8 protein-coding genes are annotated in these 19777 nt (G+C 42.3%); all 8 read right to left on the reverse strand.

Annotated elements, in window-relative coordinates; translation table 11 throughout:
* Positions 1–31: 31 nt before the first annotated feature.
* Complete coding sequence (locus tag I2I13_RS01800) at positions 32–1978, reverse strand: glycoside hydrolase family 97 protein (RefSeq protein ID WP_195648589.1); 1947 nt, start codon at positions 1976–1978, stop codon at positions 32–34.
* Between the two features lie 585 nt (positions 1979–2563).
* Positions 2564–4918, reverse strand: a complete 2355-nt coding sequence (locus I2I13_RS01805; RefSeq protein ID WP_195648590.1) for a GH92 family glycosyl hydrolase — start codon at positions 4916–4918, stop codon at positions 2564–2566.
* 14 nt (positions 4919–4932) lie between these two features.
* Positions 4933–5727 (reverse strand): basic secretory family protein, encoded by a 795-nt coding sequence (locus I2I13_RS01810; protein WP_148366485.1) that lies wholly within the window; start codon positions 5725–5727, stop codon positions 4933–4935.
* Positions 5728–5740: 13 nt separating this feature from the next.
* Positions 5741–8083: a GH92 family glycosyl hydrolase gene (locus I2I13_RS01815; RefSeq protein WP_195648591.1), complete on the reverse strand. Its 2343-nt coding sequence runs from the start codon at positions 8081–8083 to the stop codon at positions 5741–5743.
* A gap of 6 nt (positions 8084–8089) precedes the next feature.
* On the reverse strand, positions 8090–10375 hold the full coding sequence (locus I2I13_RS01820) for a GH92 family glycosyl hydrolase (RefSeq protein WP_148366487.1): 2286 nt from the start codon (positions 10373–10375) through the stop codon (positions 8090–8092).
* A gap of 307 nt (positions 10376–10682) precedes the next feature.
* On the reverse strand, positions 10683–12308 hold the full coding sequence (locus I2I13_RS01825; RefSeq protein WP_195648592.1) for a RagB/SusD family nutrient uptake outer membrane protein: 1626 nt from the start codon (positions 12306–12308) through the stop codon (positions 10683–10685).
* 27 nt (positions 12309–12335) lie between these two features.
* A complete protein-coding gene (locus I2I13_RS01830) occupies positions 12336–15473 on the reverse strand; it encodes a TonB-dependent receptor (RefSeq protein WP_148366489.1) in 3138 nt (1045 codons plus the stop codon).
* A 282-nt stretch (positions 15474–15755) separates the two neighbouring features.
* Positions 15756–19709: a helix-turn-helix domain-containing protein gene (locus I2I13_RS01835; RefSeq protein ID WP_195648593.1), complete on the reverse strand. Its 3954-nt coding sequence runs from the start codon at positions 19707–19709 to the stop codon at positions 15756–15758.
* Between the last annotated feature and the right edge of the window lie 68 nt (positions 19710–19777).

Below are 19777 nucleotides of genomic sequence, written 5' to 3' on the forward strand. Positions count from 1 at the left end.
AATAAACGAACCAATGTGAAGAAATGTTCTGTTATTCTATGATAGCTGCAAAACCTCCGTTTCTAACCATCTTAACGGTCAACAGCTCTCCGACTTTCACCTGCGATGACTTACAACGATAATCCATCGCCTGACGTCCTGCATTGATGCCATCTTCGAAAGATGTCATCTGATAAGAACGGCCTCTATTCAAAAAATCCAGCTTGATGGTAAATTCACGTTCTTTTTCACCATTGTTGGCGATTCCTCCTATGAACCACTTATCACCTTTACGTTTCGCTACAATTACGTATTCACCGGCTTTAGCTTCCAGTGCCACTGTCTCATCCCAAGTTACAGGAACTTGTGTAATGAAGCGGGTACAATCTTCATTGCGATAATAAAGAGTCGGATTGTCCGCCAACATCTGCAGAGCGCTTTCGAAAACCACAAACAATGCCAACTGATAAGCACGTGTTCCGATACTGGCAGCATTAGGGCGCTCTGCTCTATATACATTAGGCTGCATACTAATCATAGCTCCGGGAGTATAATCCATCGGACCAACTGCATTACGTATAAACGGTAAATACAGACTGTTATCCGGATAGCATCCTCCCATTTGTTCCATACCACGCACTCCTTCGTAAGAAAGGACATTCGGATATTTATATTCTAATCCAGCCGGTTTAAAAGAACCATGAAAATCAACAAACAAGTGATATTTAGCAGCTTCACGAGCTACCCGTTCGTAATAGTTGACCATCCACTGGTCACTTCTATCCATAAAATCAATCTTGAGTCCTTTCACTCCCCATTCATTGAAAGTTTTGAATAGATCAAAATTATTTTCCACAGTCAACCATGTCAGCCAAAGCACAATCCCTACATTCCTTTCTTTGCCATAACGAATCAGTTCATGCAAATCTACTTTAGGGTTCGGCGTATAAGGGTCACGAGTACTTTCGGCCCAGCCTTCATCCATAATAATATAAGGAATACCGAATTTGGAAGCAAAGTCGATGTAATACTTATAAGTCGCCAGATTATAGCCAGCAACAAAATTCACATCGGGCCCGTAAGGAGAGGCGTCATTCCACCATTCCCAACTTACTTGTCCCGGCTTTATCCATGAAACGTCTTGGAGCTGATTTTTTTCGGCAAGTCGATAAGTCATTGTATTTTCAATCAGCTGCTTATCATTCCTACTTATCACAAAGTAACGCCAAGGATAATTTCTCGTACCTTTTGTCCTGGCAATATAATCAGCTTCTTCTGTGATTTTCACACTACGATCACCACTTTCCGTAAAAGCAAGCGGAGTCTTAGGAAAAGTAGAGATCAGTCCATTTTCACCTGTTCCTTTGAGAAACATACATGGATAATCGGTCAGGTCCGATTCACTGATTAATATCTTATAATCTTTCTTTGTATCAATCAAAGCGGGCAGAACAGCCATTTTATCTTCCGGCTTCCATGTGTTACTCCAAATATGTGTATAAGGTTCTTCATAAGCTGTTTTGAAACCTCCCGGTTGTTGCAAGTGAAGCAGATAATCCGACGGGAAGTTGATAGCAAATTCTTCACTCATTACCTCAACATCACCTTTTTGCGAGGTAAGGAACCGATAAGCAACTCCATCGTCAAAGGCACGGAACTCTACTGAATAATCTTTGAAAGTCAGTAGCAATTGATTATAACGATTATTGATTTTCGAATATTTCAAGGGCACAACAGGAGTTAAATACTCGTCGATACTCATACGCTTCTGACGACGCAACTTAGGATTCTGCCCCAACACTTGATTCTTCAGAGTCAACTGAATAGAGTTATCTTTCAATAATACTTCTCCGTTGTAATCTATACTGTAATAGATTTTATCCGAAAGATTAAATAGTACTTTTATTTCTCCATTGGGAGATACTAACTCGAATTTGTTCTGGGAATGAAGTAGTGATGCCAAGCACAGGAACATCAATAGCAATAAATACTTTCTCATTGTTTTTATTTTATGTTATACCGTAATTTGAAAGACTTTATACAAAGATAAAGATTCTGTTTAAAGTCCGTATTAAAACCTCACTGTTTTTCTTGGAAAAGATAACGATGAAGCTACTGCCTCATTCTGACACTGCACGTTTATAATTCAACCTACCACTCCTTACCAAATCCAACTTTATGTCATTATTTACATCATACTTCAAATAAGAAAGAAATTCTCCGTTATAATCTATTATTACATAGGTTACAACGGAGAATTCCAATATACCAGAACCTCACTTAGCATTAATTTAAAGGACTAGGCAATACTCCTTCAAAGGTCATCTTCACCATATTATAATGTACCCAACTACCATGATACATATAATATGCCCGTCATCATCTTTGAATGCAAACTAATCAACAGGTCGAGCTGCATGGGCTATCTTATCAATTAGAAATTCACCTAAAGCATCCTTAAAACGGGCTTGCAAGACGATTTAATATAACTACGCCAATCCCCTGCTTCACCATTATTCTGAACATCATTTACTCTGAAAAATACAACTTCTTCAAGGCCGGCATATCAACTAAAAAAACAGGATTACCACTCTTTTTTCTTTTCTGAAAGATTTACCTGATATTTCATTGTCTTTCCCGGTAACGACAAAGAAGGAGCTACCGCTTCATCTGATACGGCACGCTTATAGTTCGGTTTACTGCTCATGATAAAACGCAGTTTCACGCCATCACGTATATCCGCATACTTCAAATAGGATTTGTCATATTTCTTACCATTAACATATAATTCCTTCACATACACATTCTTCGGCGACCAATTATCTGCTGTCATTTCAATCACCTTTCCATTACTCATCTGAACGGATATACCCTTAACACAAGGTGAACCTATATTATAGACATTACTTGACGGAGCAACCGGATAAAAGCCCAAACAATTGAACATATACCAAGCAGACATCTGACCGCAATCGTCATTTCCACTCAAGGCATCCGGCGTATCGCCATAGAAACGATCAACAATGGTACGAATCCATTTCTGACATTTCCAAGGTTCTTTCAGATAGTTATAAAGATAAGCCACATGATGACAGGGCTCATTTCCATGCCAATAAGCACCGATACGTCCCTGAATGTCATGAGCACCCGGAATATCATCCGGTAATTCCACCGTGAACAATTCATCCAGACGATTACGGAACCACTCCTCACCGGCTTCATTTATATACCCTTGTACATCTTGTGGGACATACCAAGTATATTGGACCGTAAAACCTTCCGTTATATCTCCCCAGCCATGCACAGAACCGGGCCCCTGATAAGCAACGGGAGTAAACGGAGTACGCCAGCCACCCTTACTGTCACGTCCGCGCATATACTTCGTTTCGGGATCGATCAGAGTCTGATAAGACAATGCCCGATTCAGGAAATATCGGTAATCACCTTCCTTACCTAACTTCTTGGCTGCCTGTGCGATGCAATAATCATCATAAGCATATTCCAACGTCTTGGAAACGGATTCCGCTTCCTTATCGAAAGGCACATATCCCATTGCACGATATTCCGGCAGACAATCGTAATTCGGATTCATCGCCGTAGTCTTCATCGCTTCGTAAGCACGTTCATAATCGAAGCCTTTGACCTCTTTCACGATCATGTCCGCCAAAACGGAGACTGCATGGTAACCAATCATACACCAGGTTTCATTTCCATAGAACGACCAAATAGGAAGCATCTTCTCTACGCTCTTGTCATAATGTGCCAACATCGAATTGGCAATATTGGCATTTACATCCTGCTGCACAAGGTTGAACCAAGGATGCAAGGCACGATAAGTATCCCAAAGAGAAAATACAGTATAGTTGGTGAAGCCTTCCGCTTTCTCTATATTCTTGTCTAGTCCGCGGAACTGCCCGTCTGAATCCTGAAAGATGAACGGATGCAAAGCCGCATGGTAAGCCGACGTATAGAAAGTTCTTTTCGTTTTAAGATCGGCAGTAAGGGTATATTTCCCTAGTTCCTTTTCCCACAGAGCTTCACCTCTGGCTTTCAGATCATCGAAAGTCAGTCCGGAAAGTTCTTCTATATTATTCTTCGCACCATTCGTGCTGACTGACGAGATGGCAGTTTTCACAATCACCTCCTCTCCAGCTTTTGTTTCAAAAGAGATGCAGGCCATCAGATTCTTGCCCCAAGTCTCGTAGCAGCTACGGAAACGGGAAGTGTTATAAATCACCGGCTTCTTATCTTGCATAAAACGCAGTCCGGTCAACTTTTTAGAAAAAGTAGCCGTAAAATAGACATGGCGTTCCGGTCCCCAGCCCTTCACCAGTTTATAGCCGGTGATGGTAGAGTCGTTCTCCATGCGCAGATTCGCCCATTCACAAGATTGCCATAAAGTATGATTCATGTCAATCATGATAAAAGACTTGTCTGATTGAGGGTAAGTAAAGCGGAACATACCGCTGCGCACGCCTGATGTCATTTCAGCCTTCACTCCATAGTCTGTCAATTCTACCGCATAATAATTGGGGGATGCCCACTCCCTTTCATGTGAATAATGGGAACGGTATCCTTTTTCCGGATTCTCACGAGTACCCGGTTCTAGTTTCATTTCCCCGGTTCCCGGAATGAACAGGAAATCTCCTAAGTCGGGTATGCCAGTCCCACTCAAATGAGTCAAGCTGAACCCTAATAATGTGGAGTGATTGTATTTGTAACCGGAAGCGGCATCATAGAATTTGCTGTCTGTATCCGGACTCATCTGGATTCCTCCGAAAGGAATCTGTGCACCCGGATAGACATTCCCATAACCGTCCGTCCCCGCAAATGGATTCACATAATCAATCAGCTTTTCGGTTTGAGCCATGCCCGGCAAAGCACTCACCAGGCATAGCCAGACCAAAAACAATCCTCTTTTACCCATTACACTCACCATATTTATACTCTTTATTATGCCTGTATATCACCTACGGCAATCTGATATTCGCGCCACAACTCGTCTATGTTATATTCATCTCCCAAGATATGCTTGATAGCTCCATCGAACGACCAAGGAATTACCTCCAATGTACTCCGGTTAAACTTACGCAGGAACTCAGGGTCTTTGTTGTCACGCAACCACACGAAGAAATAACCCGCCGTACGATATCCATCCATATAATTTCCACCTTTCGGACGGGCATTCGGTCCGTCAAATCCTCCATTGGCAACCCGCACGGCGTCTGCCATTCCCTCGATAAATGCCCAGAACACACGATTAGTTCCGTAAGAGCCAATTCCCTGTGGTTCCAGCTGATATGCGTGCGTCAATTCATGCAAAAGTACCCCGCGTGTTTCAAAAAATAACTTAGCTGTATCATTCGCTGCAAAAGATTTCTCAATGTGACGTGTACTGTAGAAGATTGTCACATCGCCATTACCACCGCCTTTGGCTGAAACGCCGTCAACATCTTCCAATGTATAATGTATCTTGTATACAGTTGGAATACTATCTTCAGGCGAGTTGTAAAGAGTAGCCAATACAGTACGTGCCTGTTCCTTGATGTATGATTCAGCATCGGGAATGATCCGGTGATAAATGTCCGATCCCAGCGTTTCCGGTGCTTTGTCCTCAAACAATATAGCACCCGTATTGTACTCCTTCCATACGTCAGGATTATCCTCCACTTGTTTTTGCGCACTTGCAGCACAAGCCCCCATACCTACCAGCAGGCAGGCTGCATAGATTAAATGTCTCTTTTTCATATTCCTTTATTGATTATTTGTTGATTCCGTTAGTTAATGAATAAGGTTTATCCTCCGGTGATAATCCACGGCGTTTGTTAGGTGACGCGCCCATCTTGAATTCCAGCACGCCTCCTTTCAGTATGTCCTCATGTGTAATATACATCTTGTCGTATACCTTGCCGTTCAGCTTCAGCGACTGTACGTAACGTTTCTTGTCGCTAACACCCGGCGCTTTGATCTCCAGTGTCTTTCCGTCAGGAAGCGTCAGCTTCAGATAAGGCAGATAGGGTGCTCCCAACACATACTGGTCCGTACCGGGACAAACCGGATAAAAACCCATCACGGAGAAAAGATACCATGCCGACATCTGTCCGCAGTCATCATTTCCACCCAATCCGTTAATATCATTCTTGTACATCTTATTTAGAATCTCACGCAGCCAATACTGTGTTTTCCACGGCTGGGAAGTCCATGCATATAGATAAGGCACATGGTGGCTCGGTTCATTACCATGCACATATCCGCCTACCAGACACTCTTCTGTAATATCTTCATTATGCTCATAGTACTTCTCCGGCAAATGCATGGAGAACAGTTCATCCAGTTTCTGCACGAATGTCCTTTCTCCCCCCATCAAATCGATCATGCCAAACACATCGTGCGGCACATGGAAAGAGAAATTCCATGAATTGCCCTCGATAAAACCTTCACCGTAGGTTTGCAATACATCAAACTCTTTCTTGAAAGAACCGTCACTATAACGAGGACGGGCAAAACCAATACTTGTATCATAGATCGTACGATAATTGAGGGCGCGTTTCCGGTAAGCCTCCGCTATTTCCTTGTTGCCTGCTTTCAAAGCTGTCTGATAGATAGTCCAGTCGTCATATGCATACTCCAAAGTGGAAGAGGCTGCCGTACCGCTCTTGTCTAGCGGAATATATCCCAACTTCATATAATCGGCTACACCTTCATAGTATGGAACGGTGGAGGTGCTCACCATCGCCGCCAATGCTTCGTCCACATTCGAAAAAACACCTTTGGCTATTGCATCCGCCAACACGGAAACGGCATGATAACCGCTCATGCACCAGTTTTCATTTCCCATCAGGCTCCATACCGGCAACATTCCGTGCACGCTTTGCTGCTCATGTTTAATCATGGATTCCACCATATCGGCATTGCGTCCCGGTTTCACCAGATTCAGGAAAGGATGTTCCGCACGGTAGGTATCCCAAAGAGAGAATATAGTGTAGTTGGTGAATCCCTCCGCCCGGTGTATGTTATGATCCAAGCCGCGATAGCAACCGTCTACATCCATATATACAGACGGATTAATCATGGTGTGGTAAAGGGAAGTATAGAACATCGCTTTCTGGTCGGGCGTACCTTCGATCTCGAAATGATCCAATTCGTTATTCCAATCTGTACGGGCAGCTTCCACCAACTGTTCGAAGTTCTTTCCGGAAGTTTCGGCACGCAGATTCTTGACCGCACCTTCCGTACTGACTGCTGACAATGCCACTTTTACGACCAGTTCCGGGTTGTTAGCGGTATCGAAGTTAAAATAAGCTACGATCTTACGACCGGTGATCTCCGGGAAATTCTTTTCCAGACTGAAGCGACGCCAGAAGCCATTGTAGAGAGACTTTTCCTTATCTTTGTATCCATAATCTCTGACAGGCTGCGAGAACGAGATAGCAAAATAAGTGTAGTTGGTACGAGCCCATCCGTTGGTAATACGGTATCCAGTCAGCAAGGTATCATTCTCCACCCTTAGATTCGCCCACAGCACTTTGCCGTCATAATTATAAATACCATGCACCAAGTCCAGAATCAGATGACCGTCTTTTCCTTTTGGGAAAGTGTATTTATGTACACCCGTCCGTTGTGTCGCCGTCAGTTGGGCTTTAATGCCATAATCGTCCAACACCACTTCATAATATCCGGGAACAGCCTTTTCTGTGGCATGGTCGAAACGCGAACGGTATCCTTCTTCCGGATGATCCGCCCGTCCGGGATTCAACTTCACATCACCAACAGCGGGCATCAGCAGGATGTCTCCCAAATCGGAATGTCCCGTGCCGCTAAGATGGGTGTGACTGAAACCGACAATGGTCTTGTCCCGATACTGGTAACCGGCACAATATTCATAAGCATTTTTTTGATAAGCCCCATTCACATTATGCGGAATTGTATCTGTGTCCGGACTCAACTGCACCCATCCGAAAGGAGTACAAGCACCGGGAAAGGTATGCCCCATCCCGTTGGTACCGATTATCGGATTCACATAGTCCACTGGTTGTTGCGCTATGGCGGACAAAGTTGCCGCCGCCATAGTCATCATCAAAACTTTCTTTTTCATATTATTCATATCTGCTTACTTTGCATCACGAGAGAATGAATAGGGGAAGTCTGATTCGTTGACACCTCTCCCCTTATTCGGTTTATTATCCATATCAAACATCAGACGCCCGCCCTTCAACAAATCAAAGTGGTTCAGGTAATTCTTCGTATAGTTCTTGCCGTTGTAGTTCAACGAACGGATATAACGATTGTCATCGCTATTCTTCGGAGCGGAGATTTCCAGTTTCTTACCGTTCTCCAGCGTAATTGTCGCTTTCTTGAAGTAGGGAGCTCCCATCACATATTCATTGCTGCCCGGACATACCGGATAGAAACCCAATGCGGTAAAGACATACCACGCAGAAGTCTGGCCATTATCTTCATCTCCGCAATAACCGTCCGGAGTGGGAAGATAGAGGCGGTTCATTGTCTCACGCAGCCAGTATTGGGCTTTCCACGGCTCACCAGCATAATTATACAAATAAATCATATGTTGGATAGGCTGGTTACCATGTGCATAGTTTCCCATGTTAGCGATCTCCATTTCACGAATCTCATGAATCACTCCTCCGTAATAGCTGTCATCAAATACGGGAGGAAGATTGAATACAGAGTCGAGCATGCTGACAAACATCTTCTTACCGCCCATCAGTTCAACCAACCCCTGTACATCGTGGAATACCGACCAGGTGTAGTGCCAACTATTTCCTTCTGTAAAGGCATCTCCCCATTTGAAGGGATTGAACGGAGTCTGGAAAGTTCCGTCGGAGTTCTTTCCGCGCATCAGTTTAGTTTCCGGATCGAACAAGTTACGATAGTTCTGGCTCCTTTTCTTATAAACATCCAGTTCTTCTGCCGGGCGACCCAACTTTTCACCCATACGGTAGATACACCAGTCATCATAAGCATATTCCAATGTGCGTGCCGCATTCTCGTTAATTTTCACATCATAAGGCACATAGCCCAGTTTGTTATAATATTCGTATCCACGGCGTCCGGTAGTAGAAACTCTCGGATGCACACTGTTGGCTCCTTTCAACAGACCTTCGTACATTTTTTCCGCATCCGCTTTAGTCACATTCTTCATGAAAGCATCTGCCACTACAGAAGCTGAATTGTTTCCAACCATGCAGCCACGATGCCCCGGACTTGCCCATTCAGGGAAAAATCCGCTTTCAAGATAGGTATTTAGCAGGCCTTCCTGCATCTTCTCGCCCATTGAAGGGTATACCAAATTGACAAATGGGAACAAGCAACGGAAAGTATCCCAGAATCCGGTATCGGTAAACATATATCCCGGACGAATTTCACCATTATAGGGGCTGTAGTGCACAGTCTCACCTTTGCCGTTTACCTCGTAGAACATACGGGGAAACAATACTGAACGATACAGGCAAGAATAGAATGTACGCATACGGTTCTCATCACTGTCTTCGACCTTGATACGGCCTAACACATCGTTCCATGCCTTACGTCCGGCTTCTTTTGTCTGTTCGAAGGTCTTATTGCCGATTTCTTTCAGGTTCAGTTCCGCCTGCTCGGGACTGATAAATGAGGATGCCACTTTTGCGTGTACCTGTTCTCCTTTCTTCGTTGAAAAACCGATAGCAGCACCCACGTGATTGGATTGCAGTTCGAGATGTGTTTCTACCAAATGATAATCTGCCCATACTTTGTTGAAAGTAAAAGGTTTGTCGAACTCTATTACAAAGTAATTCTTGAAGTTTTGAGGAACCCCGCCACTATTGCGTGTCGTATAACCGACTATTTTATTTTCTTCGGGAATCACCTTCACATACGAACCGCGATCGAAAGCATCTATCACTACATAGGCATCGGAAGTTTCTGGGAAAGTGAAACGGAAATATGCGCAACGTTCCGTCGGAGCTATTTCAGTTGTCATGTCATACTCGGACAAATAAATACTGTAATAATAAGGAGTGGCTTTCTCTGCCTTGTGAGAGAACCAGGAAGCACGACTGTCCTGATCAATCTTCAACTGCTTAGTCATCGGCATGATTGAGAACTGGCCGTAGTCATTGATCCACGGGCTGGGCTGATGGGTTTGCTTGAAACCTCTGATTTTGTCGGATGCATAAGTGTAAGCCCAACCATCGCCCATCTTCCCGGTTTGTGGCATCCAGAAGTTCATACCCCAAGGCAACGCGATGGCAGGATATGTATTTCCATTGGATAGTGATATTTTCGAATCAGTCCCCATTAAAGGATTCACATAGTCTACCGGTTGCTTTTGCGCAAAGGTAGAGGAAGCTCCCAATAGCAGGGCTATTGCGAAAGATAGTAGTTTCTTTTTATTCATGGTCTACGAATTAAGCTATTAATACTAGATTATCAAGATCTTTTTTTTACGTTACAAATTAAAGCATCTTTCAGCAATTATCAGTCCTCTGATACGCCAAAATAAGAAAAAATAGCAGTATAGTCAACCAAAGGAAACGAGTGTCAACAAGAGTACAAGTTAAATAACTGGAAATCAAGATGTAATATTTATGTGCATACCACGAGAGTACAACCGGAAGACTAACTGTTTAAGCAATAGAGAGAGGATAATTAGCCTTTACCCTCTCTCCAATTCTATCAGAAACAAATATTTAATTATTACCAGATTAATTCCATCCCGGGTTCTGGTGTCCTTCCAAAGCTGGGTTAGCCTGAATTTCATCCAACGGAATAGGCCATAGCAAAGCATATTCAGGAATGGCTCCGGCTCTTGTGCTTCCATCAGGCTTGTTCTGAATCTGAGCAGATGAAAGGGCAGTCCATTTCAACTTTCCAGTTTCAGTAGATGCTTCCGGATACAAACGAGTACGGCGAATGTCATCCCAAATCTTAAATTCCAACGGCAACTCATGCAGACGTTCAGTCAAAATCGCTTGCACCAGATTGTCTCCTGTAGCAGTCTCATCCATCAGTCCTGCGCGTTTACGCACTTGGTTGAGGTAATATTTAGCGCCACCGACAGCATTATCTTCATGCCCTGTACGTGCCAGACCTTCGGCTGCAATCAGCAAGACTTCCGCAAAACGGAATACTGGCATATTATAATCGCCGTCATGACCGCTAATCAAAGCATTTTCATCAAACCATGCCCAGTTGCCTGCATTGTTCAAAGTATGAGTCCCCCCTGCAGCATCGGTATATTCCCAAAAGAAAAACTGTTTCTCATGTCCCCGAATATCAGCAGGATCATAGCTGTTAAGCAACATATCACAGGGAAGGTATGCATTATATAACACGTCTCCTCCCGGATGGAACACTCCCCACTGAAATGCATCCGCTCCGATAGAACGGCAAGCATAAGAGTTGCCTACACTATAATTGGTGTAATTGTATTCTTTAGCATAGATGATTTCAGCAGATTCTTTCGTAGTCTTGATCACATTATATGCCGAGTTCAAATCATCAGTCGTTCCATTCGGATGAATAAGTCCATGAGGACTGTCATTGATCACTTTCAAAGCCATCTGTGCAGCTTTACTATAATAGTCTGCTCCACCATTTAACGGTGCACCTGCCCATTGCAGATAAACCTGTGCCAGCAAAGTCTGCGCCATTGCCCTGGTAACATAACAGCCATTTTCATAGAACGTCTTATTAGGCAATGCATCTCCATTGACAATATCCAGCAAGTCGGCTTCAATCTTCTTATAGATCTCTTCGGCAGAAAGTCGTTCTTTGTACATACCTTCTGTAGAAGTGTAAGGTTCTGAAATATAAGGAACACCACCAAATTCTTTGACTAGCCAAAAATATCCGTATGCACGGAAGAATTTACCTTGAGCCACATAATTATTAATAGTAGCTTCATCCAGCACTCCAGTCATTGACGGAATATTGGCAATAACAAAGTTGGCACGTGAAATGCCTTTATAGAACTCATGCCAATATTTCATTGCAATATCATCAAAAGATTCAATATTGAAATTACAACCTTCGGATGCTGTAGTAAATGTTCTGTCCTTACGTTTATCGACATACAATCCAGATACGATACCACCCCACATCGTCGCTTTAGGAGTCCAACCACCGCCTACATCAGTGTTATGCAAATAAGGTACACCACCGAAATACAATGCGTTCACACCCGATTCCGCATCAGCTTTCGTCTTCCAGAACTGGTCAGATGACTTCATATCTAATGGCTCTTCTTTCAGAAAATCGTCACATGAATTCAGCAACACAGAAAGTGAACACATGCAAAATGCAGATATATATACTTTTAATAGTTTCATAATTCTTATGGTTTTTATAACGGTGAATTAAAATGCTACATTAAGACCGAACGTAAATGTTCTCGGACGCGGATAGGTAAAGAACTGGCGGTTAGCACCCCATTTGTTGTCACCTAAACGAGATGAGTTATCCGGATCATATCCGTTATAGTCTTTAGAAGTAATCAGGAATGCGTTATTCACATTCGCATACAAGCGCAACGAAGAAAGACCGATCTTCTTAACCAGTGTCGGATTGAAAGTGTATCCGAGCTGAATCATGTTACAACGCAAATAAGAACCGTTGCAAACCCAATCATCATCTGCTTGGTTATTAGCTCCCTGACCAAAGTTGTTCAGGCGGATTGCCTGTTCTTTACCCGACGGATTGAGAGTAGGATGCCATGCTTCTTTATAAAGACGGTCTATACCATTGGTAAGGAAACGGGCTACAGTAGAGTGATAATATTCTTGCATCACATCTACTCCCCATGTAAACTGGAAATCTAACGTCAAATCGAATCCTTTATAATTGAAGGTATTGATAAATGAGCCCATCCAGTCAGGTAAACCGTTACCGATAATTTCACGTTTCTTATAAGTCACCTTTTCACCGATAGTGGAAGGTATGTTCATTGTCTCCGGGTCCCAGTTAGACGGGATTCCATCATAGATACCAGCACGCTTATAACCATAGAAAGAAGAAAGCTCTTCACCTTCACGAATCAACATATCGTAACCAACAAAACCATCGGTTGTAATCTGACGCTTACCGGTGACAGGATCAACAGAAGCACTTTCATCCAACTTCTCTACACGGTTCTTGTTGAAGCCCAGATTAAGAGTGGAAGTCCATTGAAAATCATGTGTTTGGATAGGATATGCTGTAACGAGAATATCCACACCGCGGTTGGAAACGGCTCCAATATTATCCATGATAGAAGAGTAACCTGTTGATTCGGGAACCGGACGGTCGAGTAACAAATCTGATGTATACTTATAATAATAGGAAATATCGAAATTCAGTCTGTTATTGAATAACCCCAGTTCAAATCCTAAGTCCCACTGTCCGGTCTTTTCCCATTTCAAGTCCGGATTAGGCATATTGTCCAAGTAAGACACAACGTGCAGAGCATCACCAATGATTGTATTCGACTGGCTCACTGTAGCCAATGATTTATAAGTACCGATTTCCGAATTACCTGTCAGACCGTAAGAAGTATGCAACTTCAGTTTGCTGATCAATGAGTTATCTTTCAAGAAGTCTTCATTAGAAATCATCCATCCCAAACCGACTGATGGGAAAAATGCATATTTATTGTTCTGTCCGAATTTGGAAGAACCGTCATAACGACCGGTTACGGTAGCCATATACTTGTTGTCATAAGAATATGCCAGACGCAAGAAATAAGAGTTCATCGCCCACTTGTCGTAATCACTGCCAACAGAAGGACGGTTCGTACCGGAACCTAAATTATAATATCCGTAGAAGTCATCGATATACTTACTGTCGGAAGCATTGAAAGAGGTATAGCGATATTCCTGCCAAGACATACCTGCCATTGCATTAAGATGATGTTTATTAAAATCTTTCACATAAGTCAGGTAAGTTTCTTCCTGCCAATACAGTGAATTGGAATTACTTGCAGAAGCTGATCCTTCAGTACTCTGATTAATCATCGGACGCGGAGTGAACGGCGTATAGTTAGCGTCGCGATTATTGTGGTAATCGATACCGAACTGGGTTTTCAGATCTAATCCTTTCATGAGATGGAAAGTCAAAGCCGCATTACCAAAGATCTGCGTACGATATTGCATAGCCTGCATTCGTTCGAGCAACTCAACAGGATTACCTACACCTTCCGGGCTGAAACCTTGTTTTCCACTATTAGGATCAGTCTGATTGTTGAGAATAGAACTTGTATTAATTATATTTGTCTGCGTATATTCGCCATCCAGCTTAACTGGCAAGAAAGGTAACTGTTCGATCATTGTACGCAATGCACCTTGTCCGTAGGGGTTATCAGAAGTTCTGTTACCCCAAGTATGGTTCACCAGCAAATTAACGGAAGTAGACAACCAATCTGTCGGTTTGTCATCATATGCCAGTTTTGCGTTGATACGTTTGAAGTAAGAGTTCAGCAAAATACCCTGTTGATCGGTATAATTGATAAATGCTCCGATAGAAGATCCTTCTCCCGTACGTTGGATACTGATCTGGTGGTTGTGAGAAATTGCCGTACGGGATGCTTCATCCTGCCAGTCGGTATTATATTTCGGAGAACCGTCGGCATTGAACAAACGTTCGTCAGTGAATATCTGAGACAGATCGGTTGTGAAGTTCTTACCTTGGAAATCATTGGCATTTTCCAATCCCTGCTTAAAGGCAGACATCCATTCGTTAGCATCCATTACATCTATTTTTTTGGCCATCTTACCGATAGACAATGAACCATCATAGGAAACATGGACTCCTTTTCCCGCACTACCGCGCTTGGTGGTCACCATGATAACACCATTAGCACCACGGGCACCGTAGATAGCGGCAGAGGAAGCATCTTTCAACACTTCGATAGATTCGATATCATTCGGATTAAGTAACTCGAAGTTTGACATTACCACTCCATCGACTACATACAGCGGTGATGCTGATGCGTTAATGGTAGAAATACCACGAATAATGACACGTGACTCTCCACCCGGCTGACCGGTATTAGAGAAGATATTCACACCGGCCACTTTACCTTTCAATCCGTCAAGCGCATTGAAAGACTGTGCTTTCAGCATGTCTTTACCTTTAGCTGTGGAAATGGAACCTGTCAAGTCGGATTTGCGCATCGTACCATAACCAACAACGACCACTTCGTCCAACGCTTTCGTATCCGACTGCAGAACTACGTTCAAAACATTGCTCTTTAGTTCCGAGACTTTAAATTCTTGTGTAATATAACCAATGTACGAAAATACCAAGGTAGCATTGGAAGGAACAGAGAGGGTGTATTTACCGTTAACGTCAGTGATTGTTCCAGTACTACCGTTTTTAACTTTTACAGTACCACTGATAACCGCCTCTCCCTGATCATCGGTTACCGTACCGGAAATTGATTTTACAGATTGAGCATTAATGCCCAAACTCAACATCATACCCATTACAAATAAGGTAAGATACTTTAGTTTTCCATTCATAATTCCTTAAATTTGATTAGTAATAAGGTTAATTCCTTTTAAAAAGATCACTGCAAATAAAGGTTATTTAAATAAAAGTCAAATGCTCTACCTTGCCAAAAAAACGGCAAAATAGAGAGACATACCTAAAGCACAGAATGGCAGATTTGAGCACAAACCAATACACTGATAATCAATCAGATATAATCCACAAAAAGGATTTAGAGTACAAGGTAGTGACAAACAAATAAACGACAGTGTTTCCCAATCAGTCACCTATACAAAAGAATTTAGCCTGCACAATCAGCGTACATTTCGCTGTTCCCGATAATCTTTCGGTGTCATCCCGAACCGACGGGTAAATTCTTTATAAAAATAAGAACGACTGGAAATACCAACTTCCATAATAACATCTTGAATGGAAAGTTCTTCATCAAGTAACAGACGGGCTGCCTTTTCCATACGGTAACTTTTTATTAAATCACCGGGAGCTGTATTGGAAATTTCCTTGAATTTACGATAGAACTGACGTGAACTCATCGCCATACGATCAGCTATCAACGTTGATCCTAATTCTTCCTTGTCCAGGTTTTCTTCAATCACCTTTAACAACTTGCGAATAAAATCAGCCTGTTCGGTAGTTGTACAGACAATCTGGCCTGCCAAATCCCCCAGTTCCTCCATATATATCTGTTTCGCTTCCCGTTTACCATAAATAGCATTATGAACAACTTCCCGCAAGAATAATATATCATAAGGAAGTACAACATAAGAATCAGACCACAAGATCAGCTCCCGCTGAATGGCTGAACTGACTTTCCAGGTTAATAACGGAATAAAAGCTGTCCTTGAAAGCAAGGTACGATTCCGACTAACATACTCCATAAAAGTACTTTCAGCATTTGCATACATTGTCATATCCACCAGTAATAGAGCCGGAGCCGACCGACGAATTTCCTCAAAAGCAAGCTGCACACTCTTCACCTGATGAACCACATATTCATCAGCCAGAAAATTACTGATTAACCAAGTCATTTCGTCCCTGTCTTCCAGCAAAAGCACTGTTTTCTTCCCTTGTTCACCAGTCACTGGTAAGAGCGCCGGTTCAAAAACAATCGTCAACCTACTGCCACTCTCATCATGATCATAACGAAGAACGGCATGAATCCGTTCCAAGGCTGACCGTACAAAACCTAATAGTAAATGTACGCCAAACACATAATCGGCATCTTTCTCCGCTACAGAAGAGGCTTTATCAGAAAGATATTCATACAACGCTTTCACTGTAACGTCTTTAGAAGAAAAATGCAACTGCATCTTACCATCTTGTTCTGACATGTCTACTATTACCCCATATGTACCTTTCATTTCGGCAATACGAAGGTAGCAGCAATAAAGAATACTATACAATGCGTTCTTGTAAACCGGAAACGTTATATGTTCCGGGATCGCTGATGTGATAGAAGAATGATCAATCCCTTGTTCTTCCAACGTACGCAATACTTCTTGGGAAACTCCTTGTATACTCATACGTGCAGAAACAATAAACCGATCCGGAAAGAATTGTTTAAGTTCTTCCAAATGCAGAGTGTCAGGATTAAGAAGTGCGGTCATCACCGTTTCACGTATCAATGACACCTTTTCAAGAGATTGCTCATAAGAAAGATTCTCTGCACGCAACTGGTCGCAATAATTATAAATAAGGGTAAAATCTTCAAGTACCCTACGATCGGTATAGGCAGTTTCGGATTTCCGACAACGTTCTGTCCCCATCAGTGTTTTCATCATCCGTTCCTGAAGGTAGTTTTTACGAAGCAAATATATCACGTACCCTAACAATAACAGGAAAATGATAAAATAAATAAAATAAGCCGGCGCTGAACGATACCAAGGAGAGAGAATATGCACCGGAATAGAAAAATGACGATACTCTGTATCAAACACATCTCTCTTATAACGCACCTTAAAGAGATAATCGCCTGCCGGCACTCCCGTATATGAGGCTTCATTAATACTACTGAAAGATGTCCAGTCTTTGTCGTATCCTTCCAACTGGTAAGAATATTCTATATCTTCTCCTGATAAAAAATCCGGCACAATAAAAGAAAGCGTAAACGAAACCTCCGCTCCTTTAAACTGCAACGCCTTACCATCATCCGTATAATAATTTTCCTGAACCACCTGCGTATGTCCAATCGTCAACTTACGCAATAAAATATCCGGGTAGAATTCCGGAGCAGCCTGCATCTCCTTATCCAGATAAAGCAACCCGTCAATCCCACCGAAGAAAAGTTCCCGTGTATAAGGACACATATAATAAGCGTCATCACTGAACTCGCCGATCTGGACACCTGCACTGTAGAAGTAGGCATGTGATGAGCCGTTTATCGGATTATATTTAATCAATCCCCTGTTCGTACCAAGCCACAAGAGTCCGTTTTCATCTTCGAGTACACCATGAATCATATCATTGAGCAATCCTTGTTCCCGCCCGATATAGGTAGCTTTCATCTGGCCCCTATTAGAATTCAGACATACCAATCCCGATGTTGTCCCCACATACAACACCCCTTCTTTGGTCCGATACAAGCTAAGCACATCGTCTACCGACTTATGAAGCATTTCTTTCAAAGAAATCACCTTATATTCTTCAGTCCGCTTATCAAACCGTATAAGTCCTTTCTCCCGGCTACCAAGCCACAAAATAGAATCTCCCTCGGCCAGCATTGGATAGAACATTGTAATTTCTCGCTGACCATGAAAGAAATGATAGCTTTTCTGGGATTTGAAACGAATGGTACCTGCCTGCTTCTCAAGTATTAATTTATGAAAACCGGAACCGGCTGTCACCACATAAAGTACACTATCATTTTCCTCATCAATACCATGAATTTCGGTAGGTTGTGCCGGCAAGTTTTCCACACAATGCAAAGCTTGATCAGCAAAAGAATAGTAGAAAAGTCCCGGATCACCAGAGCCTATCCAAAAGCCATCCATATAACGGCTTTGGACCAATTTATAAACGGGAAATTCTTTATTCCACCGCATATAAGACATCACATTTTGCTTGCCTTCAGGAGAATAGACTGTAACGGCGGAAGCCTCTTCACTCTCACGATAGTCCGGTATATGCAATAGTCCGTCGCCTTTCGTCCCGAACCATAGCCCGCCACGATTGTCTGTCATAACAGAACGTACCTGCCTGCTCAAGTTAGACGAAAGTTGATTAAGCATCAAATTGGTGGCAATGGAGTATTTCTTAGCATACATAATCGTTCCCTGCCCGTCCGAAGCAACCCATAGAACATTCTGATGAGGATCTCGATAAATACTGTATATACGTACATTCCGGTCGACCACTTCTTCTTTATATTTCTGAGATGTACGAAGACGGACTAATCCATTCGTCCTAAAACCAATGATAATATCTTCATAGAAAAGAGCTATTCCTGCAATTGTACCATACTTTTGCACTAATGAAGAAAGGTTACGAATATAAATTTTAGATTGTCGGGAAATATCATAAACATAGAGATCATGTTCACTATCGATAAAACAAAGAACACCATTCTGATAAAAGACATCCATAATGGGGTTCGCATGAAAATCGGTAGATGAAACAGTTGAATAAATTGATAATGTATCACAATCAAAAGCATCCTGCGAAACCTGTAACAATTCCCCTGTATGCTGGATAAAAATCCACAAGACACCATCATCCGTTACGAATGCCCGTTTATCCATATCTTCAACAGAGACTTTCAGATTATTAATATTTACAAATCGTTTATAAGATGTATTATAGTAGAAAATTCCATCACGACTCACCACCCATGTGTTTCCTTTAGAATTGGAATGTAGATAATAATCATCTGTAAAGTCATAATAGCCGACCACTTGCCGCGAATCCAGTGAAAGACGATTTATTCCCAAATGGGTAGAAATCCACAAACAATTATTATCCGCCTGTTGAATAGAATGAATCACATTGTTACTCAAAGATTTTTGGGCTGAAAAATCAGAACGAAAAACTTCCATATTTCTGCCGTCATAGCAATTCACACCATCATATGTGCCAAACCACATTAACCCTCTATTGTCTTGAAAAAGACAAAGTACAGCACTATTAGATAACCCTTGCTGATAATCTACTTTCCGGAAGATATAGGTATCTTTACCGCCATCTGCTTGACAGACCAATGAATAAATCAATAGAACAAAAGACAAAATCAAGCGTATTTTCATTGTGTTAATCATTAATATCATCTATTAAATATTAGGCAATCGCTTATATGTTTTGTTTCGCTGCGCGAAAAAAAATTGCC

Origin of the sequence: Bacteroides sp. D55t1_190419_B8 (genome assembly GCF_015558905.1) — a bacterium.
GTDB classification, from domain to species: domain Bacteria; phylum Bacteroidota; class Bacteroidia; order Bacteroidales; family Bacteroidaceae; genus Bacteroides; species Bacteroides vicugnae.

Excerpts from the sequence above, each read along its gene's own strand:
- I2I13_RS01800 (WP_195648589.1), bottom strand. The coding sequence starts at position 1,978 with ATGAGAAAGTATTTATTGCTATTGATGTTCCTGTGCTTGGCATCACTA.
- I2I13_RS01805 (WP_195648590.1), bottom strand. The coding sequence starts at position 4,918 with ATGGTGAGTGTAATGGGTAAAAGAGGATTGTTTTTGGTCTGGCTATGC.
- I2I13_RS01810 (WP_148366485.1), bottom strand. The coding sequence starts at position 5,727 with ATGAAAAAGAGACATTTAATCTATGCAGCCTGCCTGCTGGTAGGTATG.
- I2I13_RS01815 (WP_195648591.1), bottom strand. The coding sequence starts at position 8,083 with ATGAATAATATGAAAAAGAAAGTTTTGATGATGACTATGGCGGCGGCA.
- I2I13_RS01820 (WP_148366487.1), bottom strand. The coding sequence starts at position 10,375 with ATGAATAAAAAGAAACTACTATCTTTCGCAATAGCCCTGCTATTGGGA.
- I2I13_RS01825 (WP_195648592.1), bottom strand. The coding sequence starts at position 12,308 with ATGAAACTATTAAAAGTATATATATCTGCATTTTGCATGTGTTCACTT.
- I2I13_RS01830 (WP_148366489.1), bottom strand. The coding sequence starts at position 15,473 with ATGAATGGAAAACTAAAGTATCTTACCTTATTTGTAATGGGTATGATG.
- I2I13_RS01835 (WP_195648593.1), bottom strand. The coding sequence starts at position 19,709 with ATGATTAACACAATGAAAATACGCTTGATTTTGTCTTTTGTTCTATTG.